This is a genomic window from Streptomyces odontotermitis, assembly GCF_050510915.1.
GTDB lineage: Bacteria > Actinomycetota > Actinomycetes > Streptomycetales > Streptomycetaceae > Streptomyces.
The window spans coordinates 66,694-92,869 of sequence record NZ_JBNJLS010000010.1; the positions used below are offsets into that span (position 1 = coordinate 66,694).

Here is a 26,176-nt window from a genome sequence, read left to right on the forward strand (position 1 = left end):
CCAACTCCCTGCTCGGTCGTAAATTTACTTCTGAGTAAGGTTACTCAAGGGTCAGGAGCCGGTCGAGATGGCAGAGACGAAACTTCCCACCACCCGCAGGGTCGCGGTCGTCGGCGGGAGCCGCATTCCGTTCGCGCGCTCGGACGGTCCGTACGCGACCGCGTCGAACCAGGAGATGCTGACCGCCGCGCTCGACGGGCTCGTCAGCCGGTACGGGCTCCAGGAGCCGGGCGCCGTCGGCGAGTTCGTGGCCGGTGCCGTGCTCAAGCACAGCCGGGACTTCAACCTCGCCCGCGAGACCGTCCTCGGCTCGCAGCTCGACGCGCGCACCCCCGCGTACGACATCCAGCAGGCGTGCGGGACCGGCCTCCAGGCCGTCATCTCCGCCGCCAACAAGATCATGCTGGGGCAGGTCGAATCGGCGGTCGCGGGCGGCTCCGACACCGCGAGCGACGCGCCCCTCGGCGTCAACGACGACCTCCGCAAGATCCTGCTCGCCGCCCGCCGCGCCCGCTCGACGGGCGCCCGGCTCAAGGCACTTGCCCGGATACGTCCCGGACATCTCGTCCCCGACATCCCGCGCAACGCCGAGCCCCGCACCGGGCTCTCGATGGGCGAGCACGCCGCGGTCACCGCGCGTGCGTGGGGGGTGAGCCGGGAGGCGCAGGACGAGCTGGCCGCGCGCAGCCACCAGCGGCTCGCCGCCGCGTACGAGCGGGGGTTCATGACCGACCTCGTCGTGCCGTTCCGCGGGGTCGCGCGGGACCAGAACCTGCGGCCGGGCTCGACCGCGGAGAAGCTGGCCGCGCTGAAGCCGGTGTTCGGGGTGAAGGACCCCGGGCCGGGCGGGGCGACCATGACGGCCGGGAACTCGACGCCGCTGACGGACGGGGCGGCGACCGTTCTTCTCGCTGGCGAGGAGTGGGCGGGGGAGCGGGGGCTCGAGCCGCTGGCCTATCTGACCGCGTACGAGACGGCCGCCGTCGACTTTGTGGGCGGGGACGTCGCGGGGGGTGAGGACGGGCTGTTGATGGCGCCGGGGTACGCGGTGCCGAGGATGCTGGAGCGGGTGGGGCTCGGGATCGAGGACTTCGACTTCGTCGAGGTGCATGAGGCTTTCGCCTCGCAGGTGCTTGCGACGCTGGCCGCCTGGGAGAAGGCGGGGCTCGGGCCCGTCGACCCCTCCCGGCTCAATGTCGCCGGGTCCTCTCTTGCCACGGGGCATCCCTTTGCCGCGACGGGGGCCCGCATTGTCGCCACGCTGGCCAAGTTGCTTGCTGAGCGGGGCCGTTCGGGGCGGGGGCTGATTTCCATCTGTGCTGCGGGTGGCCTCGGGGTGACCGCCGTTCTCGAGCGCCCGTAGTGGCGGAACGCCTGCCCACAACGGTGACGACCGACCTCCCTTCCCCCCGCCGCCCCCGGAGCTGCTGCCCATGTCTGCCCCACCGCCCCTCGTCCCGCCGGAGCTGAAGCTGGAACACGGCACCGTCCGTGAAGCCTCCGTGCTGCCGATCGTGCCGCCCGCACGACGCGGCTCCCTCGCCGACATCCCCTTCGACAACGCCCGCGAAGCCCCCCACGACGCCGTCCTCAGCCGGAAGGACCCCGTCAGTGGGCGGTGGGCCGACGTCAGTGCCGGGGAGTTCGCCGGGGAAGTGCTCGCCGTCGCCAAGGGGCTGGTCGCCGAGGGGCTCAGGCCCGGGGACCGGCTCGCCATCATGGCGCGGACCACGTACGAGTGGACGCTGCTCGACTTCGCCGCCTGGGCCGCGGGGCTGGTGACCGTGCCCGTGTACCCGACCTCTTCGGCCTTCCAGACCCGTTGGATCCTGCAGGACTCCGGCGCCGTCGCCCTCGCCGTCGAGACCGCCGAGCAGGCGTCCGCGCTCGGGCCGGAGCGGGACCGGATCCCGGACCTGGCGCTGCTGTGGACCTTCGAGAAGGGGGACGTGCGGAGGCTCGCCGAGCTCGGGCGGGAGCGGGGCGTCAGTGACGAGGAAGTCGCCGCGCGGAGAGGGGAGTTGGGGCCCGACACCATCGCCACCTTCATCTACACGTCCGGGACCACGGGGCGGCCGAAGGGGTGCGTGCTCACCCACGGGAACTTCTTCGCCGAGGTCGACAACGCCATCGAGCTGCTCCACCCCGTCTTCAAGTCCGTCAGCAAGGAGCCCGCCTCCACGCTGCTCTTCCTGCCCCTCTCGCACGTCTTCGGGCGCATGGTCGCCATCGGCTGTCTGCGCGCGCGGGTGCGGCTCGGGCACGCGCCGTCGATCAGGACCGAGGACCTGCTCGGCGACCTCGCCGGGTTCCGGCCGACGTTCCTGCTCGCCATCCCGTACGTACTGGAGAAGGTCTTCAACACGGGGCGGGCGACGGCCGAACGGATGCGGCGCGCCTCGTCGTTCGACCGTGCCGCGCGCATCGCCCGGAAGTACGGGGAGGCGGTGGAGGCCGCGCAGCACGGGAGCGGGCCGGGGCCCGGGGTGGGGCTGCGGCTCGCCCGCGCGCTCTACGATCCGCTCGTCTACCGGCGCATCCGCGCGGCCCTCGGCGGCAAGGTGCGGTACGCGATCTGCGGGGGCTCCCCGCTCGGGCGGCGGCTCGCCGCCTTCTACGCGGGCGCGGGCATCGAGATCTTCGAGGGGTACGGGCTCACCGAGACCACCGCGGCCGCGACCGTCACGCCGCCCCTCAAGCCCCGGATGGGGACGGTGGGCTGGCCCCTGCCCGGTACGCGGGTGCGGATCGCCGACGACGGTGAGGTGCTGCTCGGCGGCGGGCAGGTCTTCAGCGGGTACTGGGACGGGCAGGCCGGGCGGGTCGCGGGCGGGCCCGCGGCCGGTGCGTGGTTCGCCACCGGGGACATCGGGGCCCTGGACGAGGACGGGTACCTCGCCATCACCGGGCGCAAGAAGGACATCCTGATCACGACCGGCGGCAAGAACGTCGCGCCCGCGCCCCTGGAGGACTGGCTGCGCGCCCACCCGCTGATCGGCCAGTGCATGGTCGTCGGGGACGACCGCCCGTACATCACCGCCCTGGTCACCCTCGAAGAGGACGGGATCGCGCACTGGCGGCAGATGAAGAAGAAGCAGGACGTGCCGGTCGAACAGCTGGTGACGGACGCGGAGTTGCTCGCCACCCTGCAGCGGGCCGTCGACGACGCCAACAAGCTCGTCTCGCGCGCCGAGTCGATCCGCCGCTTCGTGGTGCTGCCGCACGACTTCACGGAGGACAGCGGGCACCTCACGCCCTCGCTGAAGGTCAAGCGGGCCGCCATCGAGCGGGACTTCGCCGAGGTCATCGAGGAGTTGTACGCCGACTAGTTCCCACGGTCCGTACGCGATCCGGCCGCGCCGTCCAGCTTCAGCATCGCCTCCTCGTCCGCGCCGCCGGTCGGTGCCTGGTAGACCACCAGGCGCTGTCCGGCGGTGCGGGCCAGCTTCATCACCTCGTACGTGAGGGTCATCTCGCCGACCTTCGGGTGCTGGAAGCACTTGACGCCGCCGCCGCGCTCGCACACGTCGTACTGGTCCCAGATGCTGGCGAACTCCGGTGACTTGAGGAGGAGTTCACCGACGAGAGAGGTCAGCTCGGGGGAGTCCAGGTCGGTGCCGCCGACCGCCCGCAGATGCGCCACCGACTTGGCGACGGTCTCCTCCCACGGGTCGTACAGGACGCGGCCCACCGGGTGCAGGAACAGGTAGCGGACGACGTTGCGCTTCTCCGGGGGCCAGTCCCAGACGCCGGGCAGCAGGCGGCGGCCCGCCGGGTTCGCGGCCAGCAGGTAGCTGTGCGCGTTCACCACGTACGCGGGCAGCGGACGCAGCGCCTCCAGCATCTGCAGGACCGACTCGCGCACCGTGTGGTCGTCGGTCGGGCGGGGCTCCGTGAACCGGCCCGAGGCCAGCTCGGCCAGGTCGTGCAGGCGCTCGTGGCTGTCCCCGGACAGGCGCAGGGCGCGGCTGAGGGCGTCGATCACGGCGGTGGAGGGGTTGGTCTCGCGGCCCCGCTCCAGGCGTGTGTAGTAGTCGACGCTCACCCCCGCGAGGATCGCCAGCTCCTCGCGGCGCAGGCCGGGCGTGCGGCGCAGCCCCGCCCCGGCGGGCAGGCCCACCTCTTCGGGAGTCACGCGGGCGCGCCGCGCCCTCAGGTACCGGCCCAGCTCCGTGCCTTCGCTCATGGACTCGATTCTCCCAGCCGGGCCCCGGCGGTGGGGGGCCCTGTCAGGGCCAGGAACACAGCGGCCTGCCACCGCGGCCGCAGCGCGCTGAAAGTAGGGGCCATGTCCTCATCGATCACGGCCGTACGGCCTTCCCGGCGGACCGGCCCGGCACCCGCCCCGGTGCAGGGTGCGCCCCGCCGCCCCTACGCCCTCCTCGCCGCCCTCCTCGGCTTCACCGTCATCAGCATCGACGTCTCCGCCGTCAACATCGCGCTGCCCGCGATCCGTTCGTCCCTCGACGGGGGCATGGCGGGCCTCCAGTGGGTCGTCGACGCGTACACGCTGATGTTCGCCGCCCTGATGCTCTCCGCCGGCGCGCTCGCCGACCGGGCGGGGGCGCGCCGGGCGTACGCGTGGGGCATCGGTCTCTTCACGGCGGCCTCGCTCGCCTGCGCCCTCGCCCCCGGCATCGGCTCGCTCATCGCGGCCCGGGTCGCACAGGGCGGGGCCGCCGCCGTCGTGATGCCCGCCTCGCTCGCGCTGATCCGGCAGGCGTACGAGGAGCCGGGGCGCCGGGCCCGCGCCGTCGCCCTGTGGACCGTGGGCGGCTCCGTCGCCATGGCCGCCGGGCCGGTGCTCGGCGGGGTGCTCACCGAAGTCGCCTCCTGGCGCGCCGTGTTCCTGCTCAACCTGCCCGTCGGCGCCGTCATCCTCGCCCTCCTCACCCGCACCGCGCGCTCCCCGCGCCGGGCCGCCCCGCTCGACCTCGCCGGTCAGGTCACCGCCGTCGCCGCGCTCGCCGGACTGGCGTACGGAGTGATCGAGGGCGGGCACTCGGGGTGGACCCAGGGACCCGTACTGCTGGCCCTCGCCGTTGCCGTCGCCGCCGGGTTCGGCTTCTACGCCGTCGAGAAGCGCCACCACGCGCCCATGGTTCCGCTGAGCATGCTGCGCAACCGCGAGGTCAGCGTCTCGCTCGCGGCGGGCTTCGCCATCAACGCGGGCTTCTACGGGCTGATCTTCCTGCTCGGGCTCTATCTGCAGGAGCTGCGCGGGATGTCGGGGACGGCCGCGGGGCTGATGTTCGTGCCGCTCGCCGCCATCATCACCTCCACGAATCTCGTCTCGCCGCGCCTCGCCCAGCGCTTCGGGCGCCGCCCGGTCGTCGTGGCGGGCCAGGCGATCCTCGCCCTCGCGATGTTCGTGCTGCTCCCGCTGACGGCCGCCACCCCGGTCTGGCTCGTCCTCGTCCTGCTGATCCCCACCGGCATCGGCGGCGCCCTCGCGGTCCCGGCGCTCACCGCGCAGCTCCTGGACAGCGTGCCGGGGCACCGGGCGGGCACGGCGTCCGGCCTGCTCAACGCCCTGCGGCAGACCGGTGGCGCGCTCGCCGTGGCCTTCTTCGGCTCGCTGCTCGCGGCGGACGGTGGCACCGGATCCGGCACGGGGTCCGGTACGGGATCCGGCACCGGATTCTCCCTCGCCGGGATGCACGAGAGCCTGCTGATCGTGGGCCTGGCCCTGTGCGCGACGGCCGCACTCGCCGCCTGGCTGCTGCCCCGCTCCCGTCACGCACAGTGACCCCGCTGAACGGGCGAGGCGGTGGGAGCGCCCGTAGGGTGACCCAGAGGGCACTCCCTTGGAGGTTGCCGATGCGTAGACCCACCGTGCTCGCCGTCGTCGCCGCGCTGGCCCTGGCCGGGCTCCCGGTGGCCGCCCAGGCCGCACCGTCCGCGACGCCCGCACCGTCCACGGGACCCGATCTCTCGCGCTACTACACGCAGAAGATCAAGTGGGGCACCTGCGAGCAGGCCGAGGGGCTGCCCAAGAGCCGACGTGACGGCGTGCAGTGCGGCAAGGCCACCGTCCCCCTCGACTACGCCGAACCCGCGGGCGACACCGTCGACCTCGCGATGATCCGCATCAAGTCGAGCGCGCACGGCAAGCCCCGCGGCTCCCTCCTGCTCAACTTCGGCGGTCCCGGCGGCGCGGGAGTCTCCGCCCTGCTGGGCGCGCAGAAGGAGTTCTCCTACCTCGGCAAGGACTACGACGTCGTCTCCTTCGACCCGCGTGGCGTCGGCCTCAGCGCGCCCGTGAGCTGCGGCGACGCCGCCTCGGACATCGACGCCACGGACCCGGGCACGGCCGACGCCGGCGAGCAGGCCGGGAACGACCCCGCCGGCATCCTCGCCGACCTGCGCAAGGCCGCCGCCCAGTGCGCCAAGGACTCCGGCCCGGTCCTGCCGTACGTCGGCACGGTCAACGTCTCCCGCGACATGGACGTGATGCGCCAGGCGCTCGGCGACAAGAAGCTCAACTACCTGGGTTTCTCGTACGGGACGCGGCTCGGCGCCGTGTACGCCGCGCAGTTCCCCAAGAAGGTCGGCCGGGTGGTCCTCGACGGCGTGGACACGCTCACCGAGGACGTGGCCGAGCAGGCCCGGGTGGGCGCCGAGGGGCGGCAGACGGCCCTCGACAACTTCCTCACCTGGTGCACCGGCAACGCGGGCTGCGTCTTCGGCACGAACGCCCGCACCGCCCGCACCGCCATGACCAAGCTGGTCAAGGACATGGACGAGACGCCGCTGCAGTCCCTGGACGGCGAGCAGTTCACCGGCCAGGACCTGGTGAGCGTGCTCGGCCAGGCCCTCTACAGCCGGCAGGCGTGGCCCGCGCTCTCCCAGGCACTCGGCGGCCTGATGGCGGACGGCGACCCGAGGGCCCTGATCCGCATGGGCGGCGCCCTGGCCCAACAGGCGACGTCCCCCACGAGCTCTGCTCGCCCCACCGTCTCGCCCGACAAGATCCCCGCCGACAACATGACCGCCGCCCTGATGGCCGTGAACTGCGCCGACGACCCCGACCGCCCGGCCGCCGCCCGCCTCGAACGCGAAATCCCGCGCCTCACCGAGGAGTTCGAGCAGACCTCGCCCGTCTTCGGCCGGTCCATGCTGATCCCGGTCCTGCTCTGCTACGGCAGGCCCGCGGGCACGGACTACATCCGCGAGGACGTCCGCGACGTCGACACCCCGCACCGCTTCCTCCTGGTGGGCACCCGGGGCGACCCCGCGACCCCCTACCGCTGGGCGGAGGAGACCGCGAAGCGCCTCGGCTCCCAGGCCGTGCTCCTGGACAACAAGGGCGACGGCCACACCGGCTACCTGGGCTCCAAGTGCGTACGGGAAAAGGTGAACTCGTATCTGCTGTACGGGGAGATGCCCGCGAACGGGAGCTCGTGCGCGGCGGAGTGAGTCACGCCGTCACGCGTCATGCCGTCGCGACCGGCTCGGTCTCTGTACCCGCCTTCTCCGCCTTCTTCGCCTCGGTCGCGTACGTGTCCACGTAGTCCTGACCGGACAACTCCCGTACGGCGTCCATGATGTCGTCCGTGACCGCCCGCAGCACGGCCTGGTCCGGCTCCCGGCCGTCGAGGCCGTCCGCGTACCGGGAGAAGTCGAGCGGGCGCCCGAACCGCACCGTGACCGGCACGCGGCGCGGCACTCTGCGCCCCCGGGGCAGCGCCTCGAACGTGCCGATCAGGGCGCACGGGACGACCGGCGCGCCCGTGCGGAGCGCCAGCGCGGCGACTCCGACCCGGCCCTTGTAGAGGCGGCCGTCGTGCGAGCGCGTGCCCTCCGGGAAGATGCCGAGCAGCTCGCCCCGGGCGAGGACCCCGAGCCCCGCCGCGAACCCGGCCCGGCCCGCGCCGCCCCCGGAGCGGTCCACCGGGATCGCCCTGATGCCCCGGAAGAAGGCGGCGGTGAGCCGCCCCCGCAGCCCCGGTCCGGTGAAGTACTCCTGTTTCGCGAGGAAGTTGATCCGGCGACGGAGCGTCACGCCCAGGAGGAACTGGTCGGCGAAGGACTGGTGGTTCCCCGCGACGATCACCGGGCCCCGCCCCGGCACCCGGCCGCGCCCCTCGACGCGCGGGCGGAGCACCCAGCGCAGCAGCGGCACCAGTACCAACCACTTGAACAAGCAATAGAACATGCCTGATGAGCCCTCTCTTCAACCGCTTGGAGTGCCCCCGCGCCGGAGCACGCTAGCGGTCGGTGGGGACGGGAGGGAGAACGCCTATTCGGCCATGGCCGCACACATCGCACCAAGAGAGCGGGCCCGGCGCCACCTCATGGCGCCGGACCCGCAACAGCCGTATGGCTACTGACAGTTACCGTGTGCCGACTTCCCCGCGAACCGCTCCGCCAGCCAGTTCGCGGCCAGCGGCGACTGTGTGATGACGCCGCTGACGTGCTCGCCGACCGGGATCGTGTGCCACTCGACGTTCGCGCCCTTCGCGCACCAGTCGTCACGGACCTGCTTGCCCACCCCGTACGGGATCAGCTCATCGGTGATCACGTGGTACTGGTACACGGGCGCGTCCGGGGCGCGCGTGCCGACCTGCGACTCGCTGAGCCGCTGCTGCCAGTCGGGCTGTTCGAGGGGGTTCTTGGTCGTCACGTCGGCGATCTTCGTGAACGAGCCGCCGATCGAACCGTCGATCACACAGCTCTCCTTGAGCTTGCCGATCAGGTCCTTGCCGCGCGCGTTCAGGTACGAGTCGAGCCTCAGCTCCGGGAACGCCGCGTTCTGGCCGATCGCCGCCATGAAGACGAGCCCGGACCCGTACGAGCCGTCGTTGAACTTCGCGACCTTCATCAGGTCGCCGGGGACGCCGCCGGTCGCCGTGCCCTTCACGTTCAGGTCCGGCGCGTACGAGCCGTGCAGCTCGGCCGCCCACGAGGACGCCTGGCCGCCCTGCGAGTAGCCCATGATGCCGACCGGCGAGTCCTTGGAGAGACCCGCCTGACCCGCCTCGGGCAGCCGGATCGCGGCGCGCGCGGCGTCCAGCATGGCCTGGCCCTCGGCGCGGCCCACCGTGTAGGTGTGGTCGCCGGGGGTGCCGAGTCCCTCGTAGTCGGTGACGGCCACCGCCCAGCCGCGCAGGGTGAGTTGCTGGATGAGGTTGGCCTCCATGGTGGTGCCCTTCGGGAAGCCCGCGCTGGGCGCGCAGCGGTCGCCCACGCCGACCGTCCCGACGGCGTACGTGATGAGCGGGCGCGGTCCCTTCTTGCCGTCCTGCGGCACGATGACCGTGCCGGAGACCGTGTTCGGCTCGCCCTTCGCCGTGGTCGACCGGTAGTTGATCTTCCACGCCTTGGTGTTGGTGGGCTGCCCCGGCAGGGGGTGGAAGCTGCTCGGCTCTGAGCTCACGATGTCGCCGGGGGCGTCGGCGGCCGCGGAGTCTCCGGCGGTCGCGGGTTCTCCGGCGGACCGCGCGAGCGCGGGGGTCGCGGCCGAGAGGCCGAGCGCGGCCACGACGGCCAGCGCTCTGAAGCTGGTGCGTACGTTGCGTCCCTTGCGTCCGTGCATGCGGCTCTCCCAACTGTGCACTGCGGCTCGGTAGTTCGCCCGTCGACCGTAGTGACCGGTGAGTAAGATCAGCGCTGACCGGAACGCTCAGCTTCGTTGACCCCGCCGCCGGGGCCCAGGACCGTGTTCACCTGTCGGTACGCCCCCGGCGTCGTCCCCGTCCAGCGCCGGAACGCCCGGTGGAAGGCCGTGTCCTCGGAGAACCCGAGCCGCGCCGCCAGGTCCGCGATCGGCTCCCGCCCCTCGGCGAGCCCCGCGATCGCCGCGTCCCTGCGCACCGCGTCCTTCAACTGCTGGTACGACGTGGACTCCTGGGCGAGCCGGCGGCGCAGCGTCGCCGGGCTCACCGCGAGCCGCCCGGCCACGTCCCCGAGCGAGGGCAGCCGGGGCGAGTCCCGCAGCGACTGGACGAGGGCGCGGCGCACCTGCTCGGCGACCGTCGTGCCGTACTCGCGCCGCGACAGGAGCTCGAAGGGGGCCCGGCGCAGCATCTCGCGCAGCTCGGACTCGTCCCGGACCAGCGGCGCGTCCAGCCAGTGCGCGTCGAAGGCCGCCTCCGTGCGCGCGGCGCCGAACCGCACGGGGCAGCCGAAGAGCAGCTCGTACTCGTCCTTGTGCGGGGGCGGCGGATGCCCGAACTCCGCCCGGTGCAGCGGGATCCGGCGCCCGATCAGCCAGCTGCACAGCCGGTGCCAGATCATGAGCAGGCACTCGGCGAGGAAGTAGTCCTGATCGAGGTCGCCCCGTACGACGAGGACGGCCGCGTCCCCGTCCCGCTCCAGGGCCAGGTCGGGCCCGCCGGGAAAGAGCCCGTAGAAGGTGACCCCGCGCCGCACCGCCGCCCCCAGGTCCCGGCAGCCGAGCGCGGCGTGGCACATCATCGCGAACGTCCCCGGCCTGCTCACCGCCGAGCCGAGCCCCAGGAACTCGTCGCCCGTGACCCGGTACAACTCCCGGAAGAGCCGGGCGAACTGGTACGGGGTGACGCGGGCCCGGTCGTCGCCGAGCAGCAGCGGCGGTATCTGTGCGGCCTGGAGCAGCGGCACGGTGTCGACGCCGTGCCGCTCGGCCCCGCGCAGCACGGCCCGCACATGATGCACGGTGATCGTCCGCCTCGCCATGAACACGACGGTAGCGGGCCGGGCGCCCGCGGTCATGAGCGCGTAGGCCAGCTCCGGTGACGTTTTCCGTCATCCCGCCGCGCCGTGTCCGCTCCTTAGCGTCGTACGCATGCAGCAGCAGCCTGAGCAGCCCGACCAGCCAAGCACCCTGTCCGTGCTCACGGAGTGGGCGGCCGACCGCTACGGCGAGGCGCCCGCGCTCCGCTTCAAGAGGGGCGCCACCTGGCAGGAGATCTCGTACGAGGGGCTGCGCGCGCAGGTGCGGTCCGCGGGCGCCCGCCTGCTCGCCCTCGGCGTCCGCCCGGACGACCGCGTGGCGATCCTCGCCGAGACCCGGCCCGAGTGGACGTACACGCACTTCGCGGTGTTCGCGGCGGGCGCCGTGGTCGTGCCGGTCTACCCGACGGCGGGCGACGAGGAGCTGGAGTGGGTGCTCAGCGACTCGGCGGCGACGGTCGCGGTCTGCGAGGACGAGGCGAAGGCGGCACGGGTGGAGGCACTGCGGGACCGCCTCCCGGCCCTGCGCCACGTGATCCTCATGACGCCGGAGTCCCCCGACGCCACAGCCGACCCCGCCGAGTTGCTCTCGCGCGCGCACGCCCGCACCCCCGACGACCTCGCCACCATCATCTACACCTCCGGCACCACCGGCCTCCCCAAGGGCTGCCGCCTCACCCACGGCAACCTCGGCGCCGTCCAGGCGAGCACCCTCCCGCTGATCGACAGCCGCCCCGGCGACGCCACCTATCTCTACCTCCCGCTCGCGCACCTGCTCGCCCAGCTCATCGAGGTGACGACCCTCATCCACGGCGGCGCGATCTGCTACTTCGGCGGCCGCATCGAGAACGTCGTCGCCGAGCTGGCCGAGGCCCGGCCCACCCATCTCCCGTCCGTGCCGCGCCTGTTCGAGAAGGTGCACGCGATGGTCCTGTCGCTCGCGGAGTCCCAGGAGGGCGGGCGCGAGCGGTTCGAGGAGGCGGTGCGCATCGGCGTCCTGGCGGCGGACGGCGCGCTCCCGGCGGAGCTCAAGGAGGCGTACGAGGCCGCCGACCAGGCCCTCTACGGCCTGGTCCGGCAGGCGCTCGGCGGCCGGGTGCGCTGGGCGCTCACGGGCGGCGCGCCCATCGCCCCGCAGACCATCGACTTCCTGCGCGCCTGCGGGATCGACGTCTACGAGGGTTACGGGATGACGGAGTCGGCCGGGGTCATCACCCTCAACCACCCGGGCGCCGTCCGCTACGGCACGGTCGGCCGCCCGGTCGCGGGCTGCGAGGTCCGCATCGCCGAGGACGGCGAGGTCCTCGCCCGGGGCGCGAACGTCTTCCCCGGCTACCACGGCGACCCGGCCGCCACCGCCGCCGCGCTCGACTCCGACGGCTGGCTGCACACCGGCGACCTGGGCGCACTCGACGAGGACGGCTACCTCACCATCACGGGCCGCAAGAAGGACCTGATCATCACGTCCGGCGGCAAGAACCTCACCCCGTCGCTGAGCGAACTCGCCGTCCAGCAGTCCCGGTTCGTCTCCCGCGCGGTCATGATCGGCGACCAGCGTCCGTACCCCGTCGCCCTCATCACCCTGGACGCGGACGAGATACGGGGGTGGGCGCAGCGTGAGGGCGTCGAGCTGTCCGGTGCACCCGGCCGCGACCCGCGCGTCCGCGCCCTCGTCCAGGAGGCCGTCGACGCGGCCAACGCGACGGTCTCCCACCCGGCCCGCATCCGCGCCTTCGCCGTCCTGGACGAGGACTTCACGGTGGAGGACGGCCTGCTCACCCCGAGCCTGAAGGTCCGCCGCAGGGCGGTCACGGAACGCTTCGGGCCGGTCGTGGACGAGCTCTACGCCACGGCTACGGCACCCCCGCCAGACGCAGCAGCGCGGTAGCCCCCGCGGCGCCCACCACGACCAGGGCGAACGGCGCACGCCGCCAGGCGAGCACCCCGCCGACCAGCACCCCGGCGGGCCGCGCCCACCCCGCGAACCCCTGCCCCTCGGTGAGCGCCCCGGTGGCGAGCAGCGCGACGAGCAGGACGGTGGCGCCGACGGCCAGCAACTCCTGCACGCGGACGGGCAGTTCCACGCGCCCGTGCAGGAGCGGCCCGGCGAGCCGGAAGACATAGGTCCCGGCGGCGAGGGCGAGGACACAGGCGAGATACGCGTTCATCGGGCATTCTTCGAAACGGGCCTGCGACGGGGACGGACGGGCCCGCGCCGCGCGGCGAGCAGCCCGACCAGGGCGAGCAGCACCGGCACCCCGGCCGGGAGGACGGGAGCCGCGGCAACGGCGATCACCGCTCCGGCAGCCGCGGCCCGCCGCGCCCTGCTGTCCCCGCGCAGTGCGGGCAGCACCAGCGCGAGCAGCACCGCAGGGAACGCCGCGTCGAGGCCGAACCGGTCGGTGTCCCCGAGCACGGACCCGGCGAGCGCACCTGCGAGCACGCTCACGTTCCATGCCACGAAGAGCCCGATCCCGGATATCCAGAAGGCGGCCCTGCGCCGGCGCCGCCCCTCCTGGGCGAGCACGAAGGCCGCGGTCTCGTCCGTGATGAGGTGCGCGCCGATCAGCCGGGCGGCCCAGGACCGCCCGAGGTCGTCGGCGAGCGCCAGACTGAACGCCGCCGTACGGGAGTTGAGCAGCAGCCCGGTCGCGGCGGCCGCGACGGGCCCGCCGCCCGCGGTCAGGATCCCGACGGCGCTGAACTGGGCGGAGCCCGCGTACACGAGCAGCGACATGGTGACCGGCACCCAGACCGGCAGCCCGCCCGCGACGGCGATCGCGCCGAAGGAGACGCCGACGACGGCGTCGGCGAGCCAGACCAGGGCGATGTCGCGCAGCACTCCGGGCGGCAGCTGAGCGAGCCGCACGAACCCCCCGCCGTCGTCCCCGCCCTCCCCGCCTGTTCGCTTTACTGGGTCTTCTGTTCGGTGTGACGAACGCATGCGTCGTAGGATGGGCGGAACGAGTGGCGTTCGTCAAGCCGAACGATCGTCCTTCCGTAGCGAACAGCAGAGGTGTGCAGATGACGACCGAAGAGTCCCGGCTGCCGCGCGAGTGGATCGCCTCGGCGCTGCGCCGGGAGCGGACCAGGGCCGGACTCTCCCTCTCGGAGCTGGCCAAGCGCGCAGGCATCGCCAAGTCCACGCTGTCCCAGCTGGAGGCGGCGACGGGCAACCCCGGCATCGAGACGGTCTGGGCCCTCGCCGTGGCCCTCGGCGTCCCCTTCAGCGTCCTGGTGGAGTCACCGGCCCCCGCGGTGACGGTGATCCGCGCGGGCGAGGGCCCGACGATGCACTCCGAACGCGCCTCGTACGCGGGCACGTTGCTCTCCGCGAGCCCCTCGGGCGTGCGCCGCGACATCTACCACGGCGCGATGGAGCCGGGCTCCGCGCGCGAGTCGGACCCGCACAACCCGGGCACGGTGGAGCACCTGATCGTCAGCACGGGCCGGGTCCTGGCGGGCCCGCGGGACGAGTCGGTGGAGCTGGGGCCGGGGGACTACATGGCCTACCGGGGCGACGTCCCGCACGCGTACGAGGCCCTGGAACCGGGCACGACGTTCGTCCTGGTGATGCAGCACGCCTCGTAGGCGGCGCGCCTCGCGGTGCGTCGTGGCAACGTCGTGGCAAAAGGCAGGAGCCCCGCTCCCCTCGCGCTGGGCGAAGGGGCAGGGCTCCTTGGGTACTTCTCTCAGTTCCGCATCACGGCACTGTGCCGAGCTTGCGAGTCAGGGACTCGAAGGCTCAGACAGGGGTGACGTTCTCCGCCTGCGGACCCTTCGGGCCCTGCGTGACGTCGAAGCTCACGGCCTGGTTCTCCTCGAGGGAGCGGAAGCCGCTAGCGTTGATCGCGGAGTAGTGGACGAAGACGTCCGGGCCGCCGCCTTCCTGGGCAATGAAGCCAAAGCCCTTTTCAGCGTTGAACCACTTCACGGTTCCGGTAGCCATAAGCCCTCCTTGGGCCAAAGGGTTGCCCTGCTCCAGAACCTGCGATTGTTTAAACAACTGCATAAGTCTGAAAACGACGAGAGCCCGCGGGTCACATGCTCCGCAGGCTCTGTACTGCAAGGGAAACCAAACTGCAACTTGTGGCGAGCTTAGCACGCAGGCACCCGAAAGCAATAGGGGGCAAGATCACGTCACTCGGAGGTTTGATGAGGCCCTCTACGGGGTTGACGGGGCGGTCGGGGGCCCCGGTCGCAAGGACCGTACCGCATGGGGGCTAGCCTCCACGATGTGGACAATTCTCCTGTGGACACCGTTGCCGACTCGGACGCCATCGCGTCCGTCGGCCCCCGCCGCAGCACCCGGCCGCGCGTCGGTCACATCCAGTTCCTGAACTGCCTCCCGCTGTACTGGGGGCTCGCCCGCACCGGGGCGCTCCTGGACCTGGAGCTCTCGAAGGACACCCCGGAGAAGCTCAGCGAACAGCTGGTGCGCGGCGAGCTCGACATCGCGCCCGTCACCCTCGTGGAGTTCCTCAGGAACGCCGACGAGCTCGTCGCCTTCCCCGACCTCGCGGTCGGCTGCGACGGCCCGGTCATGTCCTGCGTGATCGTCTCGCAGGTCCCGCTCGACCAGCTCGACCGCGCCCGGGTCGCGCTCGGCTCGACCTCGCGCACCTCCGTGCGCCTGGCCCAGCTGCTGCTCGCCGAGCGCTACGGGGTCCGGCCCGACTACTACACCTGCCCGCCCGACCTGGGCCTGATGATGCAGGAGGCCGACGCGGCCGTGCTCATCGGGGACGCGGCGCTGCGGGCCAATCTGCACGACGGCCCGCGCCTCGGCCTCGACGTCTACGACCTCGGGCAGATGTGGAAGGACTGGACGGGCCTGCCGTTCGTCTTCGCGGTCTGGGCCGCGCGCCGCGACTACCTGGAGCGCGAGCCCCAGATGGTGCACGAGGTCCACCAGGCGTTCCTGGCCTCCCGCGACCTCTCCCTGGACGAGGTCACGAAGGTCTCCGAGCAGGCGGCGCGCTGGGAGACCTTCGACGCGGGCGTCCTGGAGCAGTACTTCACGACGCTCGACTTCCGCTTCGGCGGGCCGCAGCTCGCGGGCGTCGCCGAGTTCGCCCGCCGGGTCGGCGCGACGACGGGCTTCCCGGCGGACGTACGGGTGGAGCTGCTCCCGGACAGGCCCTAGGCGTCAGGCCCTAGCCGTTGTCGGGGATCGGGGCCTGCATGTGCTTGCTGATCCACTGGATGGGGCCGTTGGCCATGGCGGGGACGTAGCTCCTGGCGTTGTGGCCGCCGCCCGGGATCACGTTGAGCCGCGTCTTGACCGGGCCCTTGCCGTACTTCTTCATGAAGGAGCGCAGGTTCGCCTGGCCGGACTCCGCCGTGCCGATCTGGAAGGCGATGTCCACCTCGGGGCCCTTGCGGTCGGCGAGGGCCTTCGCCAGCTTCTCCGGGTTGTTGGCCTGGCGCTCCGCCTCGTGGCCGCGCCACAGGGGGGAGTCCGGCACCGTGTCGGGGCCGCTGGCGATGACGGCCTTGAAGCGGTCCGGGTACTTCAGCACGGACTTCAGGCCCACGAATCCCCCGGAAGAGGACCCCATGAAGGCCCATCCGTCCCTTGACTTGAACGTACGGAAATTCGCCTTCACGAAATCCGGGACGTCGTCGGTCATCCAGGTGCCCATTTTCTTCTGCCCCGGAATGTCGCTGCCGTCGTAATAGAACTTGTCGTCCGGGTTGAGCACCGGCATCACGACAATGAACGGCAGGCTCTTTCCCTCCTTGGACCACTTCGCGATGCTGCTCTCCAGCTTCAGGTCCGTGCCCATCCAATAGTTATTGGGGTAGCCGGGGCCGCCGGGCAGGGCTATCAGTACAGGAAAGCCGCTGTTCGCGTACTTCGGGTCGAAGTACTGCTTCGGCGCCCAGACCCAGACCTTCCCGGTGAACCCGGACTTCTTCCCCTTCAGGGTCGTGACGCCGATCTTGGTGCCGTCGTCGAGGGTGCTCTCGGTGGTGAAGGCGGACTTCGGGCCGGTGGGCAGGCGGGTCTTCCGGGCCTGCGCGGAGCCGCTCGGGGCGTGGCCCTGCCCCTTCTCCTGGCCCTGCTTCGGGTTGTCGAAGCTGACCGGGTCGCCCTTGTCGCTGGAGCAGGCGGAGAGGGCCAGCGCGGAGGTGGCCACGGCGGCGACCGTGACCGTGGTCAGTCGACGACGATTCATTGTGATCTCGCTAGGTAAGTGGTTGTTTGGGCGATTACTCCCATGAAGAGGGGCAAACGGGCCGGACCGTTCCCGGTCTACGCTGATCCGTGGAGGACGGTCGGCAGTTCGGCAGACCACGCCTGGGGGAGGGCCTTCGTCATGCACCCGCTCGAATCCGGTGAACCGACCGTGATCGGTCCCTACCGACTCCTCGGCCGGCTCGGCTCGGGCGGCATGGGCCGGGTCTATCTGGGGCGCAGCTCCGGCGGCCGCACCGTCGCCGTCAAGATCGTCCACCCGCACTTCGCGCTCGACGAGGAGTTCCGCGCCCGCTTCCGGCGCGAGGTCGCCGCGGCCCGCCGCGTCGGCGGCGACTGGACGGCCCCGGTCCTGGACGCCGACCCGGACGCCTCCGTGCCCTGGGTCGCCACCGGCTACGCGGCCGGCCCCTCCCTCGCGGAGGCGGTCCGCGACCTCGGCCCGCTGCCCGCCCATTCCGTACGGGTCCTCGGCGCGGGCCTCGCGGAGGCCCTCTCCCACGTCCACGGCCTCGGCCTGGTGCACCGCGACGTGAAGCCGTCGAACGTGCTGCTCACCCTGGACGGCCCCCGCCTCATCGACTTCGGCATCGCCCGCGCCACGGACGGCACGGCCTCGCTCACGTCCACCGGCGTCTCCATCGGCTCACCCGGCTACATGGCCCCCGAGCAGATCCTCGGCAAGGGCGTCACGGGCGCGTCCGACGTCTTCTCGCTGGGCGCGGTCCTCGCGTACGGGGCGACGGGGGAGTCCCCCTTCCCCGGCGACTCCTCGGCGGCCCTCCTCTACAAGGTGGTCCACGAGGAGCCCGAACTGGGCGGGCTGGAGGGGGAGTTGCGGTCGGTCGCCGCCGCCTGCCTCGCGAAGGAGCCGGGCGCCCGGCCCACCCCTCAGGAGCTCGCCGAGCGCCTCGCCCCCGAGGGCGCCGAACGGCTCGTGGCGGCCGGGTGGCTGCCGGGGGCGGTGGTGGAGCGGGTGAGCCGGAGCGCGGTGCGGTTGCTGGACATGGATACGGGGGCGGGGGGCGCGCAGGATGCGGCGCCGCCGGAGGGGGTCCAGTCGGGTCTCGTCGCCTTCAACTCCCCTTCCGTGGAGGGGGTGTTCGGGCCTCCGGACGCTTCGTACGGCGCCCCTCCCTCCGTAACCCCGGCTGTGACTGTGCCTCCTGAGGCCCCGGCCGAGGCCCCGTCCCCTCAGGATGCCTCGTCCCCGCAGGACGCCCCACCCCCCGGCAAGCTCTCCGTCTCGGTGGCCGCGACGTCCGTCCCCGAGGGGCCGAACGGGCGCGGCCGCAGGGTGAGTTGCACGGTCGCCCTGGCGGTCGCGGGGGCGCTGGCTGCGGTGACGGTGGGCTCGGTGTTCGTGTTCAACCTGCTGCCCGGCAGCGGTGACGGCGACGGGCACAAGGAGGCGGGCGGCCGGCCGACGGCGCAGCCCACGGCCGACTCCAGCGGATCCGGCGACGGCGACGGTGCCGGTGACGGTTCCGGTGACGCGCAGGGCATCCCCGCGGCGTACGAAGGCAGTTGGAAGGGCGAGGCCACCGCCAAGCACGGCGCCACCGTCATCCCGTTGGGCACCTTCACCGTGACCCTGAAGGACGCCGCCCCCGGCGAGCGCGTCGGCACCGTCCTCCAGGACGACCCGATCGGCAACACCTGCGAGGACGTCCTGACCCTCAAGTCCGTCACGAAGAAGGAACTCGTCGCGACGGGCAAGGGCAAGGAGGGGAACGGGGGGCAGTGCTCGCAGTCCGAACACACCGTGTATCTGCGCCCGGTGGACCACGGCGGCAAGCAGGGCACGCAGCTCCGCTACACGTCCGAGGACCCGGGGGCGGGAGACCCCCGGGCCACGCTGTCCCGGCAGTAGCGAGCCCCGCGGCAGTAGCGGGCGCCGCGGCCGTAGCGGGCGCCGCGGCCGTAGGCAAGCCGCCCTACATCGGCGTGGTGACCGTGACGACCTCGCCGTTGCCCAGGTGCAGCATGCCCTTGCCCGGGGCGATCGGGCCGCCGACCATGCTGCGCGTGGTGCGGGCGCCGATGAGTTCGCCGCTCGACGAGTCCTGCGGGGACAGCAGGATGCCCCGGCGGCCCTTCTTCGCCTCGACCTGCCAGCCGGAGAAGCCGCCGCACACCTCCTCCTCGTCGCCGCCGAGCACCAGGGCGAGGCCCCGCTCGGTGCCGCGCTGCACGAGCCGCTTGAACTCCCGCTCGGCGTCGCAGTCCTCGAGCACCTCGCCGTCGTCGATGATCCAGACGATGGGCTCCTCGGGCGTCGCCGACTCGACGACCTCCTTGAACTCGTCGCTCTCGATGTCGTCGCCCGTGAAGACCTTCAACACGCCGTCCTGGCCGTCCAGTTCGCGCAGCGGCGAGGGGCGCGGGGCGGCGACGACGATCCGTACGCCCTGCGTCAGATACGAACGGGCGATGTTCATCAGCGTGGTGCTGCGGCCCGACTTGGCCGGGCCCGCCACCACGAACGTGGGCACGCCCTGCGCGAGGTCGGGGCCGAAGCCCATGATGTCGTCGCCGCCGATGCCGACCAGGCTCCACAGCTTGGATGCGGCGACCTCCGGGTCCCGCATCTCCCAGGCGTCCGCGAAGGAGATCCGGCTCGGCAGCACGTCCACCCGGAACGGGCGGCGGGCGCGCGGCACATCGGCGTCCCGCGCGGCCGCGGCCTCGCCGATCGCGGTGAGCGCGGCGGCCTGGCCCTGACCCGAGGCGTCCTCGGCGAGCAGGGCGAACTGCGTCTCCGTACCGTGCTCGTTCTTGAAGCCGCGGCCCGGCGGGATCTCCTCGGGGACCTTGCGGGCGTTGATGCCGAGCATCGAGAAGTCGGAGCGGTCGGCCAGCCGCAGGCCGTACTTGTCCTCGGTGAGCGAGGCCATGCGCCCGATGAGGACCTGCCGGTCACCCGTGATGATCAGGTGGATGCCGACGCTCGCGCCCTCGCGCATCATCGCCTGCAGGGTGTCGGTCAGCTCGCCGTGGTCGTACTCGCCGAGCGTGGGCAGCCAGCCCTCCCAGCGGTCGAGGAAGATCACGATGTGCGGGAGCCGCTCCTCCTCGCCGACCGAGGAGCGCTGCTCGCCGATGTCGGCGAAGCCCTTGTCGGCCAACAGGTCCTGGCGGCGCGTCAGTTCGTCCTTGAGGCGGGTGATGACGCGGACCGCGCGCTCCGTCTGGTTGCGGCTGACGACGGCGCCGCAGTGCGGCAGGCGCGTGAAGGCGTTGAGCGCGCCGTTGCCGCAGTCGATGCCGTACATGTGGACGTCGGCGCTGGAGTGCGTGCGCGCCAGGGAGCCCGCGATGGTGCGGAGCACCTGGGAGCGGCCGGAGCGCGGGGCACCACCGATGAGCAGGTGCCCGAACGACGCGAAGTCGACGGCGACCGCGCGCCGCGCCTGGTCCGCGGGGATGTCCTCCAGGCCGAACGGGGCGGGTGCGAGCGCACCGGCCTTCGCCGGTACGGGCAGCGCGTCGATCTCGTCGAGTTGCAGCGTCTCGGAGAGCGCGGGCAGCCAGGGGCTGTGCTGGGGCGGGATGCCCATGGCGCGGTTGGCGTCGTTGACCGCGTCGACGAGCACCTTCAGGTCGGTGATCTCCTCTTCCTCGCGGGCCTCGGCCTTGGGCTTGACCAGGGCGGCGCGGCCCAGGTCGGCCCAGTCGAGGGAGCCCGCCCAGGGGGCGAGGACGGCCGGGTCGGTCTGCCCGGGACGGCGGCCACCGACCCGCCCCGACTGGAAGGGGACGAGGGAGGCGTGCCCGAGTCGCACGTACGCGCGTCCGGGCGTGCTCTTGGCGATGTGGCCGGCCGCCGGGTCGTCGATGACGTCGCTGGACTCGGCGCCGTCCGTCACGCGCAGGGCGATGCGGAGGTTGGTGTTGGCGCGGATCTCGGGCGACACGACACCGGAGGGCCGCTGCGTGGCCAGCATCAGGTGGATGCCGAGCGAACGACCACGCTGAGCGATGTTCACGAGCCCCGTCACGAAGTCGGGCAGGTCACGCACCATGGACGCGAACTCGTCGATGACGATGAGGAGTCGGGGCACGGGCGCGTGCGAGGGATCCCGCCGCACCAGATCCTGGTAGTCCTCGATGTCCTTGGCGTCGGCGGCGGCCAGGATGTGCTCGCGCCGCTTCAGCTCGGCGCCGAGCGACTCCAGGGCGCGCTCGACGAGGTGGGCGTCGAGGTCGGTGACCATGCCGACGGTGTGCGGCAGCTTCACACAGTCCTTGAACGCCGAGCCACCCTTGTAGTCGACGAGGACGAAGGTCATGTTCTCGGGCGTATTGGCGACGGCGAGCGCGGCCACGATGGTCTGCAGGAGCTCGGACTTACCGGAACCGGTGGTACCGGCGATGAGTCCGTGCGGCCCGTCCCGCCGCATATCAATACCGAAGGGCCCGTCGTACGACTCACCGATGACAGCCATCGTCGACTGCCCGCCCATGCGCCAGCGCGCGGTGATCGCGTCACCGGTCGGCGGCTCCAGCTGGAGGACGTCGAGCAGCCGGGACGACCCCGGGAGGGCGGAGTCCTCTGTCTCCCCACTGATGTCCCGCAGCGGAGAGAGCGCACGCGCGAGGCGTCCGCACCAAGCAGGAGAGACGAAATCGGGCCGGACCTTGCGGATCCGGGCGGTCCCGGTCTGCTCGACGCGCAGCCGCAGTTCGAGGGGCTTCTCGTCCCCGGCGGCGTGGTCGTCGGGCTCGGCGGTGTGCCACGCCTGGAAGGAGGGGAAGCCACCGGGAGCGTTGGGCGGCACGGGGGCGCCGGCGGGCGGCGACGCGGGTACGGGGGGCCGCCCGGGCAGGGCGATCTCCTCGGGGCGCGGCTCGGCGACGACGATGGCCTGGCACTCGCCGGGCAGGAACCGCTCCTCGGAGTCGAGGCAGAGCGCGTACATGGAGACGGCCGGGCCCTCCTTGAGGAGCCGCACCACACCGGGCATCGACCGCAGCCGCCGCGACCCGTCCCAGATGACCACGATGTCGGGGTCCCCGAAGGACGCCTTCTCCCGCTGCCCGCTCTCCTTCGCGGCCTTCTGCCGCGCGTCGAGGAGCTGGGTGAGCTCACCGATGCGCGCGCCGACGGTCTCGGCGTCGGTCCCGATGAGGATGTTGACGTCCTGGGACCCGGCGGGCCGCGCGTGCGGCAGCCACCGCATCCAGTCCCAGCTCTGCTGCCCGCTGTTCTCGGTCAGCACATAGAACTGTACGTCGAGCGGGCTGTGCAGCACGGACGTCTGCGCGACGGCCCACCGCCCGAGCGACTGCGCGGAGTCCCCGGGCCCGGCGATGCCGACAACTCCCAGATCCCGCAGGGAAAGCGCGACGGGCGCGTCCTCGATCTTCCACGTCACCTGACGCTTGTGCTCGTCCTGCTCCGGGTCGTCGAGCACGACCTCGGAGTCGAGCCGCCCGGTGCCGACGCGCAGCAGCAGATGGTCGGCGTCGGTCCGCCGCCGCTCCCACAACCGCGTACGAGGCCCGGTGCTCAGGGACAGGATCCCGGCCGGATCAAGAATGGCCTGCCGCTTGGCAACCCGCTCGGCAACAAGTGCCTCCTGGGCGTCCTTCTCGATGCGCGCCTTGTGCTCCTCGTACTCCTTCTTCTGCTTGGCATGGGACTTGCGCCCGTGCTTCTTGTCCATGAAGTAGTTGCCGAAGAGGATGATCGGGCTCAGCGCGGCCATGAAGAGGTAGTAGTAGCGCTGGGTGATCGCCACGGACACGACGGCGCCGACGACCGGCGTGATCGCCATCAGCCAGGGCAGCGGCCGGGCCTCGTAGTCACGGGGCGGCGAGGGCAGCCGGAACTTCGTCTGCCGGTCCGGCGGCCGCAGCCGCGGCGGCCGGTTGTAGTCGAGCCCGCCGCCGTCCTCGGACCACTTGAGGGCGGCGTTGGGCGGCGAGTAACGGTCGAGTTCGAGGAGGGTATTTCCTACGGCGACTTGGGCGCCGAGAGGCCATTCATCCTTTTTGCGCTTGGGAACGGCCGGAGCGGCGCCACTCGCACGACTCCCGCTGGCGCCTTCTTCAATGTCCCTCTTCTTCCGCTTCTTGCGCCGCTTGCGGCCATTGCCGCTCTCGTCATCCGCGCCCTTGTTCTTGCTCTTCTTCTCTTCTTCTTCGAGGTCGGCGAAGGATTTCCCGTCGAGGGTGGCGTCCTTCTTGTCCGTATGCACATGGACTTGGCAGGTTCCGTCGGTGGCGACGGCCAGAGTGAGCGCGCGGGCGGGCATTTCCGGATCGTCGATACGGATGTACGAGGCCGGGCCGCTGCCGATGTCGTAGCGCCCGATCCCGAGCCGGTGCACGGCCCCGGCCGCGGGGCCGCCCGCGATGCGCAGCTCGACGAGGCCCGTGGGCTCCCCGGTCAGACAGCCGGCGGGATCGTGCAGGCTGACGATGGCGCCCTCGCGCAGGGCGGAGGTCCCGATGGTCGCGGAGGGATCGACGGGATACCCGTCGACGTACACGACGGGCGCGCCCCCACCGGCTCCCTGCTGCTGGTGCTGGTGCCCGCCGAGCGGAATGATCTGGGCGTCGCCGCCCCCGTATCCCACCTGGGAGGCGAGCTCCTTGGCGATGTCCCCCACGGAGGACTCAGGATCGGCGTCGAGCACCACGTCGGCGTGGGCGCCGCCGAGCGGATCGACGACGGTCAGAGTCAGGCGCACGATCGTCCTCCCCAGAGCCCCGAGGGCTCACCACAGCCTCAGCCAAGCCGGCCGAGTCAACCACCCCGGCCAATCCCTGTGACGATATCTGCTCCCCCCTTCCCAGAGGCAACGGGCTGTGGGGGACCTCATGGACCTCTTGTGTGCTGACTTGTGCACGGGTGCCGTCCGGGTCATAGCAGTCCTGTAACTCAACCGGGGTGTGATCCCAACGGCCCCACCCGTAAGCTGCTGGCTCAAGAGCGGACGATCGCACGATCGATCGCATCCGCGAAGGGGAGCCAAGGGGGATGGCCCTGCGGCGAGTTGGATTGGATGTGAAGCCTCATGGCCAAAGACGCAGATATCACATACGAGGAAATGCGGAACGCGGCGGGCAAGCTGACCGACGCCAAGGACAAGATCGACGAGAAGCTCGACGCTCTGGAGCGCTTCATCGAGGGCCTGGTCAAGAACGGCTACACGACCCGCAAGGGTTCGCAGGCGTTCGAGGACTCCTTCAAGGAGTTCAAGAAGGGCGCCAAGGAGACCATCGAGGGCCTCGAGGGCATGGGCAAGTTCCTGACGAACGCCGCGAAGGCGTACGAGGACCTGGATGACGAGCTGGCTCGGGGCGTCAAGGGCAAGTAGCCCTTGGGTTCTGTCGCGGTTTGCTTTTCGGAGTGCGGTGGGGTGCGATGCATGCCCTGCCGCACTCTGCTTTTTTCTGTGCCACCACTGTGAGGACCGCATGGGCGATGAGGGCGATCACACCAGGCTCGACCTTGAGGTGATCAAGGGCATGGGCACCGGGCTCAGCAACATCAAGAAGGCGTTCGAGGGCCTGGACAAGCTCAGCGGCAAGTACGGCGACGACTTCGGGGACGGCGACCTCGCGGACAAGTTCGAGGATTTCGCCAAGAACTGGGAGCACAAGCGCAAGGAGCTGACGGCGGAGGTCGACTCCCTGGCCCAGATCGCCAAGGCGGCGGGCAAGGCGTACGAGGACATCGATCACCAACTCGCCGAGGCGATCAGGGGCGCGCAGGACCCCGTGGGGCCCAAGGCACCCAAGGCACCCAAGGCGTCCCCGCAGGCCGAGGGAGGCACGTAGCCCGTGGCAGGACGACCGCGCGACTGGCACCCGGTCGCGGACACCGACCCCGTTCCCGGCGACCCCGACCAGATGGCGTCCCTGGGCAGACAGCTGCGCAAGACCGCCGACGAACTGGGCCGCCAGATCCGCAACCTCAAGGCGGTCGCCGATGTCGACGCCTGGGACAGCAAGGCGGGCAAGGAGTTCCGCGAGAAGGCCGACGGCAACGTCAAGAAGCTCGAGGCCGCCTTCAAGCGCTACGACACGGCGGCCGATGCCATCGGCACACGGGTGGACGAGATCGGCGGCACCTACCAGGACAAACTGCACGCCAAGCCCACGAATTACGCGACCGACCTGCACCGCGCGCAGGAGATCGCGGACGCGGCACGCAAGGAAGCGCAGGACGCGGACGACCGCAAGGGGGCGGCGCAGCGGAGCCTGGACGGCCTGCGCGGAAAGGGCGAGGGCAGGAGCGGCGGCACGGGCGACGGCAAGGGCGCCGGCAAGGGCGCCGGCAAGGGTGCCGGGGACGAGGGCGACCAGAAGGCCGAGCGCAAGAAGATCGAGGACCAGCGGGACGCGGCCGGGGACGAGATCGAGGCGGCCCGGGAGAAGATCGGCGAGGCCAAGCGGATCCGTGACGAGGCGGCGAGGCGGGCGCGTGAGGCGATCGGTGCGGTCATCAGTAGTGACTCGCTGAAGGATGGCTTCTGGGACAAGTTCGACGACTGGGTCGACAGCATCGGTGAGTTCTTCGGCCAGGCCGCGACCTGGCTGGGAGTGGCCTCGCTCGTGGTCGGGTGGATTCCCATCATCGGACAGGCATTGGCCGGAGTTCTGGGGTCCTTGGCGATGCTTGCGACGCTGATCAGTACGGTCACCACGCTGATTCAGTTCATGCGAGGGGACGCGAGCCTGATGGATCTCGGGTTCTCGGCGCTCGGGTTCATGATGATGGGAGTCGGGAAGGCGTTCTCCAAGGTTGCCGGGCGATATGCGAAAGGCGCCTTGGGGAAGCTGGGTAAAGCAGGGATTGCGCGCACCGCCAAGCAGTCCCAGCGTGCGCTCAAGGGCCTGAACAAGACTGCTGGAAAGGAATTCAAGGTCCTGAAGTCGAGGCCCTGGGGGTCGTTCAAAGAGTCTGTAGCGGGAAAGATGGAGAAGTTCAAGCTGCAGAAGGGGGACGGCTGGTCTTCGGTAAGGGAACCTTTTACGGAGCCGTTCTCCGGTGCGGCTTGGAAGGATAGTCTGCGAACTCTCAAGCCCGGTAGTGGAAACTATCGCGATGCGTGGCGAGCAGTGACCATGCGAGGTGAAGGGAATGCGGTTCTAGGGGCGGGCAGATCTTTCTCCATGGCCGATCCGGGGGTTGCATCGCATCTCAAGGACATTAAGTTCGCTACCCAGGGACTGGGTGATTCAATAAGCATCAACAGGATCTCGCGCACGGCCACAGGAGTGTCGCTCGTTGGCTCTGGAGTTACCCTTGGTGGCCTTGCCATCGACAGCAACCTCAATCCCCTCCTCGACTAAAGAGGATTC

General features: G+C 71.3%; 20 protein-coding genes. 11 read left to right on the forward strand and 9 right to left on the reverse strand.

Going from position 1 to position 26,176, the window contains the following annotated elements; all coding sequences use genetic code 11:
* Positions 1 to 67 precede the first annotated feature (67 nt).
* Both ACQB60_RS26155 and ACQB60_RS26160 read left to right on the forward strand, forming a co-directional pair.
* Complete coding sequence (locus ACQB60_RS26155) at positions 68 to 1,363, forward strand: acetyl-CoA C-acetyltransferase (protein WP_496928571.1); 1,296 nt, start codon at positions 68 to 70, stop codon at positions 1,361 to 1,363.
* Between the two features lie 70 nt (positions 1,364 to 1,433).
* Positions 1,434 to 3,329: an AMP-dependent synthetase/ligase gene (locus ACQB60_RS26160; RefSeq protein ID WP_496928572.1), complete on the forward strand. Its 1,896-nt coding sequence runs from the start codon at positions 1,434 to 1,436 to the stop codon at positions 3,327 to 3,329.
* On the opposite strand, the gene ACQB60_RS26165 is transcribed toward ACQB60_RS26160, so the two are convergent.
* On the reverse strand, positions 3,326 to 4,186 hold the full coding sequence (locus ACQB60_RS26165; RefSeq protein WP_496928573.1) for a helix-turn-helix transcriptional regulator: 861 nt from the start codon (positions 4,184 to 4,186) through the stop codon (positions 3,326 to 3,328). The two genes, ACQB60_RS26160 and ACQB60_RS26165, sit on opposite strands and share 4 nt — an antisense overlap.
* 102 nt (positions 4,187 to 4,288) lie before the next feature.
* Between ACQB60_RS26165 and ACQB60_RS26170 the strand changes: the two genes are divergently transcribed.
* Both ACQB60_RS26170 and ACQB60_RS26175 read left to right on the forward strand, forming a co-directional pair.
* Positions 4,289 to 5,749 carry an MFS transporter gene (locus ACQB60_RS26170; RefSeq protein WP_496928574.1) on the forward strand — a complete coding sequence of 487 codons (1,461 nt, stop codon included), beginning with the start codon at positions 4,289 to 4,291 and terminating at the stop codon, positions 5,747 to 5,749.
* Between the two features lie 71 nt (positions 5,750 to 5,820).
* A complete protein-coding gene (locus tag ACQB60_RS26175; protein WP_496928575.1) occupies positions 5,821 to 7,419 on the forward strand; it encodes an alpha/beta hydrolase in 1,599 nt (532 codons plus the stop codon).
* Positions 7,420 to 7,435: 16 nt separating this feature from the next.
* On the opposite strand, the gene ACQB60_RS26180 is transcribed toward ACQB60_RS26175, so the two are convergent.
* The 3 genes from ACQB60_RS26180 to ACQB60_RS26190 all read right to left on the reverse strand — a co-directional run bounded on the left by ACQB60_RS26180 (position 7,436) and on the right by ACQB60_RS26190 (position 10,659).
* Complete coding sequence (locus ACQB60_RS26180) at positions 7,436 to 8,158, reverse strand: lysophospholipid acyltransferase family protein (protein WP_496928576.1); 723 nt, start codon at positions 8,156 to 8,158, stop codon at positions 7,436 to 7,438.
* 168 nt (positions 8,159 to 8,326) lie between these two features.
* Positions 8,327 to 9,538 (reverse strand): lipase family protein, encoded by a 1,212-nt coding sequence (locus tag ACQB60_RS26185; protein ID WP_496928577.1) that lies wholly within the window; start codon positions 9,536 to 9,538, stop codon positions 8,327 to 8,329.
* Between the two features lie 68 nt (positions 9,539 to 9,606).
* Complete coding sequence (locus tag ACQB60_RS26190) at positions 9,607 to 10,659, reverse strand: AraC family transcriptional regulator (RefSeq protein ID WP_496928578.1); 1,053 nt, start codon at positions 10,657 to 10,659, stop codon at positions 9,607 to 9,609.
* 109 nt (positions 10,660 to 10,768) lie between these two features.
* On the opposite strand from ACQB60_RS26190, the gene ACQB60_RS26195 reads away from it, so the two are divergent.
* Positions 10,769 to 12,544, forward strand: coding sequence for an AMP-dependent synthetase/ligase (locus ACQB60_RS26195; RefSeq protein ID WP_496928579.1), 1,776 nt, complete (start codon positions 10,769 to 10,771; stop codon positions 12,542 to 12,544).
* On the opposite strand, the gene ACQB60_RS26200 is transcribed toward ACQB60_RS26195, so the two are convergent.
* Both ACQB60_RS26200 and ACQB60_RS26205 read right to left on the reverse strand, forming a co-directional pair.
* A complete protein-coding gene (locus tag ACQB60_RS26200) occupies positions 12,510 to 12,824 on the reverse strand; it encodes an AzlD domain-containing protein (protein ID WP_496928580.1) in 315 nt (104 codons plus the stop codon). The two genes, ACQB60_RS26195 and ACQB60_RS26200, sit on opposite strands and share 35 nt — an antisense overlap.
* Positions 12,821 to 13,600, reverse strand: coding sequence for an AzlC family ABC transporter permease (locus tag ACQB60_RS26205; protein WP_496928581.1), 780 nt, complete (start codon positions 13,598 to 13,600; stop codon positions 12,821 to 12,823). The genes ACQB60_RS26200 and ACQB60_RS26205 overlap by 4 nt, the downstream gene beginning before the upstream one ends.
* Before the next feature lie 80 nt (positions 13,601 to 13,680).
* Between ACQB60_RS26205 and ACQB60_RS26210 the strand changes: the two genes are divergently transcribed.
* Positions 13,681 to 14,247, forward strand: coding sequence for a helix-turn-helix domain-containing protein (locus ACQB60_RS26210; protein WP_384829579.1), 567 nt, complete (start codon positions 13,681 to 13,683; stop codon positions 14,245 to 14,247).
* A 154-nt stretch (positions 14,248 to 14,401) separates the two neighbouring features.
* On the opposite strand, the gene ACQB60_RS26215 is transcribed toward ACQB60_RS26210, so the two are convergent.
* A complete protein-coding gene (locus tag ACQB60_RS26215; RefSeq protein ID WP_003998944.1) occupies positions 14,402 to 14,605 on the reverse strand; it encodes a cold-shock protein in 204 nt (67 codons plus the stop codon).
* Between the two features lie 288 nt (positions 14,606 to 14,893).
* Here ACQB60_RS26215 and ACQB60_RS26220 point away from each other — a divergent pair, with 288 nt between their 5' ends.
* The gene (locus ACQB60_RS26220) at positions 14,894 to 15,802 is read left to right on the forward strand and encodes a menaquinone biosynthetic enzyme MqnA/MqnD family protein (protein ID WP_496928582.1); all 909 of its coding nucleotides are present in this window, start codon (positions 14,894 to 14,896) and stop codon (positions 15,800 to 15,802) included.
* Between the two features lie 10 nt (positions 15,803 to 15,812).
* Here ACQB60_RS26220 and ACQB60_RS26225 read toward each other — a convergent pair whose 3' ends face one another.
* On the reverse strand, positions 15,813 to 16,838 hold the full coding sequence (locus tag ACQB60_RS26225) for an alpha/beta hydrolase (protein ID WP_496928583.1): 1,026 nt from the start codon (positions 16,836 to 16,838) through the stop codon (positions 15,813 to 15,815).
* A gap of 141 nt (positions 16,839 to 16,979) precedes the next feature.
* Between ACQB60_RS26225 and ACQB60_RS26230 the strand changes: the two genes are divergently transcribed.
* Entirely contained in the window at positions 16,980 to 18,731 is a 1,752-nt protein-coding gene (locus tag ACQB60_RS26230) for a serine/threonine-protein kinase (protein ID WP_496928584.1), read from the forward strand.
* Between the two features lie 64 nt (positions 18,732 to 18,795).
* Here the strand turns inward: ACQB60_RS26230 and ACQB60_RS26235 are convergent, their stop codons facing one another.
* A complete protein-coding gene (locus ACQB60_RS26235; RefSeq protein ID WP_496928585.1) occupies positions 18,796 to 23,556 on the reverse strand; it encodes an FtsK/SpoIIIE domain-containing protein in 4,761 nt (1,586 codons plus the stop codon).
* A gap of 327 nt (positions 23,557 to 23,883) precedes the next feature.
* Here ACQB60_RS26235 and ACQB60_RS26240 point away from each other — a divergent pair, with 327 nt between their 5' ends.
* The 3 genes from ACQB60_RS26240 (at position 23,884) to ACQB60_RS26250 (ending at position 26,167) form a co-directional block, all read left to right on the forward strand.
* The gene (locus ACQB60_RS26240; protein ID WP_384829590.1) at positions 23,884 to 24,186 is read left to right on the forward strand and encodes a WXG100 family type VII secretion target; all 303 of its coding nucleotides are present in this window, start codon (positions 23,884 to 23,886) and stop codon (positions 24,184 to 24,186) included.
* A gap of 100 nt (positions 24,187 to 24,286) precedes the next feature.
* Positions 24,287 to 24,649 carry a hypothetical protein gene (locus ACQB60_RS26245; RefSeq protein ID WP_496928586.1) on the forward strand — a complete coding sequence of 121 codons (363 nt, stop codon included), beginning with the start codon at positions 24,287 to 24,289 and terminating at the stop codon, positions 24,647 to 24,649.
* Between the two features lie 3 nt (positions 24,650 to 24,652).
* The gene (locus ACQB60_RS26250; protein WP_496928587.1) at positions 24,653 to 26,167 is read left to right on the forward strand and encodes a hypothetical protein; all 1,515 of its coding nucleotides are present in this window, start codon (positions 24,653 to 24,655) and stop codon (positions 26,165 to 26,167) included.
* Positions 26,168 to 26,176 lie beyond the last annotated feature (9 nt).

What these genes read in the sequence shown, in the direction of transcription:
- ACQB60_RS26205 (WP_496928581.1), bottom strand. Translation starts at nt 13,600, where the DNA reads ATGCGTTCGTCACACCGAACAGAAGACCCAGTAAAGCGAACAGGCGGG.
- ACQB60_RS26180 (WP_496928576.1), bottom strand. Translation starts at nt 8,158, where the DNA reads ATGTTCTATTGCTTGTTCAAGTGGTTGGTACTGGTGCCGCTGCTGCGC.
- ACQB60_RS26185 (WP_496928577.1), bottom strand. Translation starts at nt 9,538, where the DNA reads ATGCACGGACGCAAGGGACGCAACGTACGCACCAGCTTCAGAGCGCTG.
- ACQB60_RS26175 (WP_496928575.1), top strand. Translation starts at nt 5,821, where the DNA reads ATGCGTAGACCCACCGTGCTCGCCGTCGTCGCCGCGCTGGCCCTGGCC.
- ACQB60_RS26225 (WP_496928583.1), bottom strand. Translation starts at nt 16,838, where the DNA reads ATGAATCGTCGTCGACTGACCACGGTCACGGTCGCCGCCGTGGCCACC.
- ACQB60_RS26240 (WP_384829590.1), top strand. Translation starts at nt 23,884, where the DNA reads ATGGCCAAAGACGCAGATATCACATACGAGGAAATGCGGAACGCGGCG.
- ACQB60_RS26190 (WP_496928578.1), bottom strand. Translation starts at nt 10,659, where the DNA reads ATGGCGAGGCGGACGATCACCGTGCATCATGTGCGGGCCGTGCTGCGC.
- ACQB60_RS26155 (WP_496928571.1), top strand. Translation starts at nt 68, where the DNA reads ATGGCAGAGACGAAACTTCCCACCACCCGCAGGGTCGCGGTCGTCGGC.
- ACQB60_RS26215 (WP_003998944.1), bottom strand. Translation starts at nt 14,605, where the DNA reads ATGGCTACCGGAACCGTGAAGTGGTTCAACGCTGAAAAGGGCTTTGGC.
- ACQB60_RS26195 (WP_496928579.1), top strand. Translation starts at nt 10,769, where the DNA reads ATGCAGCAGCAGCCTGAGCAGCCCGACCAGCCAAGCACCCTGTCCGTG.
- ACQB60_RS26210 (WP_384829579.1), top strand. Translation starts at nt 13,681, where the DNA reads ATGACGACCGAAGAGTCCCGGCTGCCGCGCGAGTGGATCGCCTCGGCG.
- ACQB60_RS26230 (WP_496928584.1), top strand. Translation starts at nt 16,980, where the DNA reads ATGCACCCGCTCGAATCCGGTGAACCGACCGTGATCGGTCCCTACCGA.
- ACQB60_RS26165 (WP_496928573.1), bottom strand. Translation starts at nt 4,186, where the DNA reads ATGAGCGAAGGCACGGAGCTGGGCCGGTACCTGAGGGCGCGGCGCGCC.
- ACQB60_RS26160 (WP_496928572.1), top strand. Translation starts at nt 1,434, where the DNA reads ATGTCTGCCCCACCGCCCCTCGTCCCGCCGGAGCTGAAGCTGGAACAC.
- ACQB60_RS26245 (WP_496928586.1), top strand. Translation starts at nt 24,287, where the DNA reads ATGGGCGATGAGGGCGATCACACCAGGCTCGACCTTGAGGTGATCAAG.
- ACQB60_RS26170 (WP_496928574.1), top strand. Translation starts at nt 4,289, where the DNA reads ATGTCCTCATCGATCACGGCCGTACGGCCTTCCCGGCGGACCGGCCCG.
- ACQB60_RS26200 (WP_496928580.1), bottom strand. Translation starts at nt 12,824, where the DNA reads ATGAACGCGTATCTCGCCTGTGTCCTCGCCCTCGCCGCCGGGACCTAT.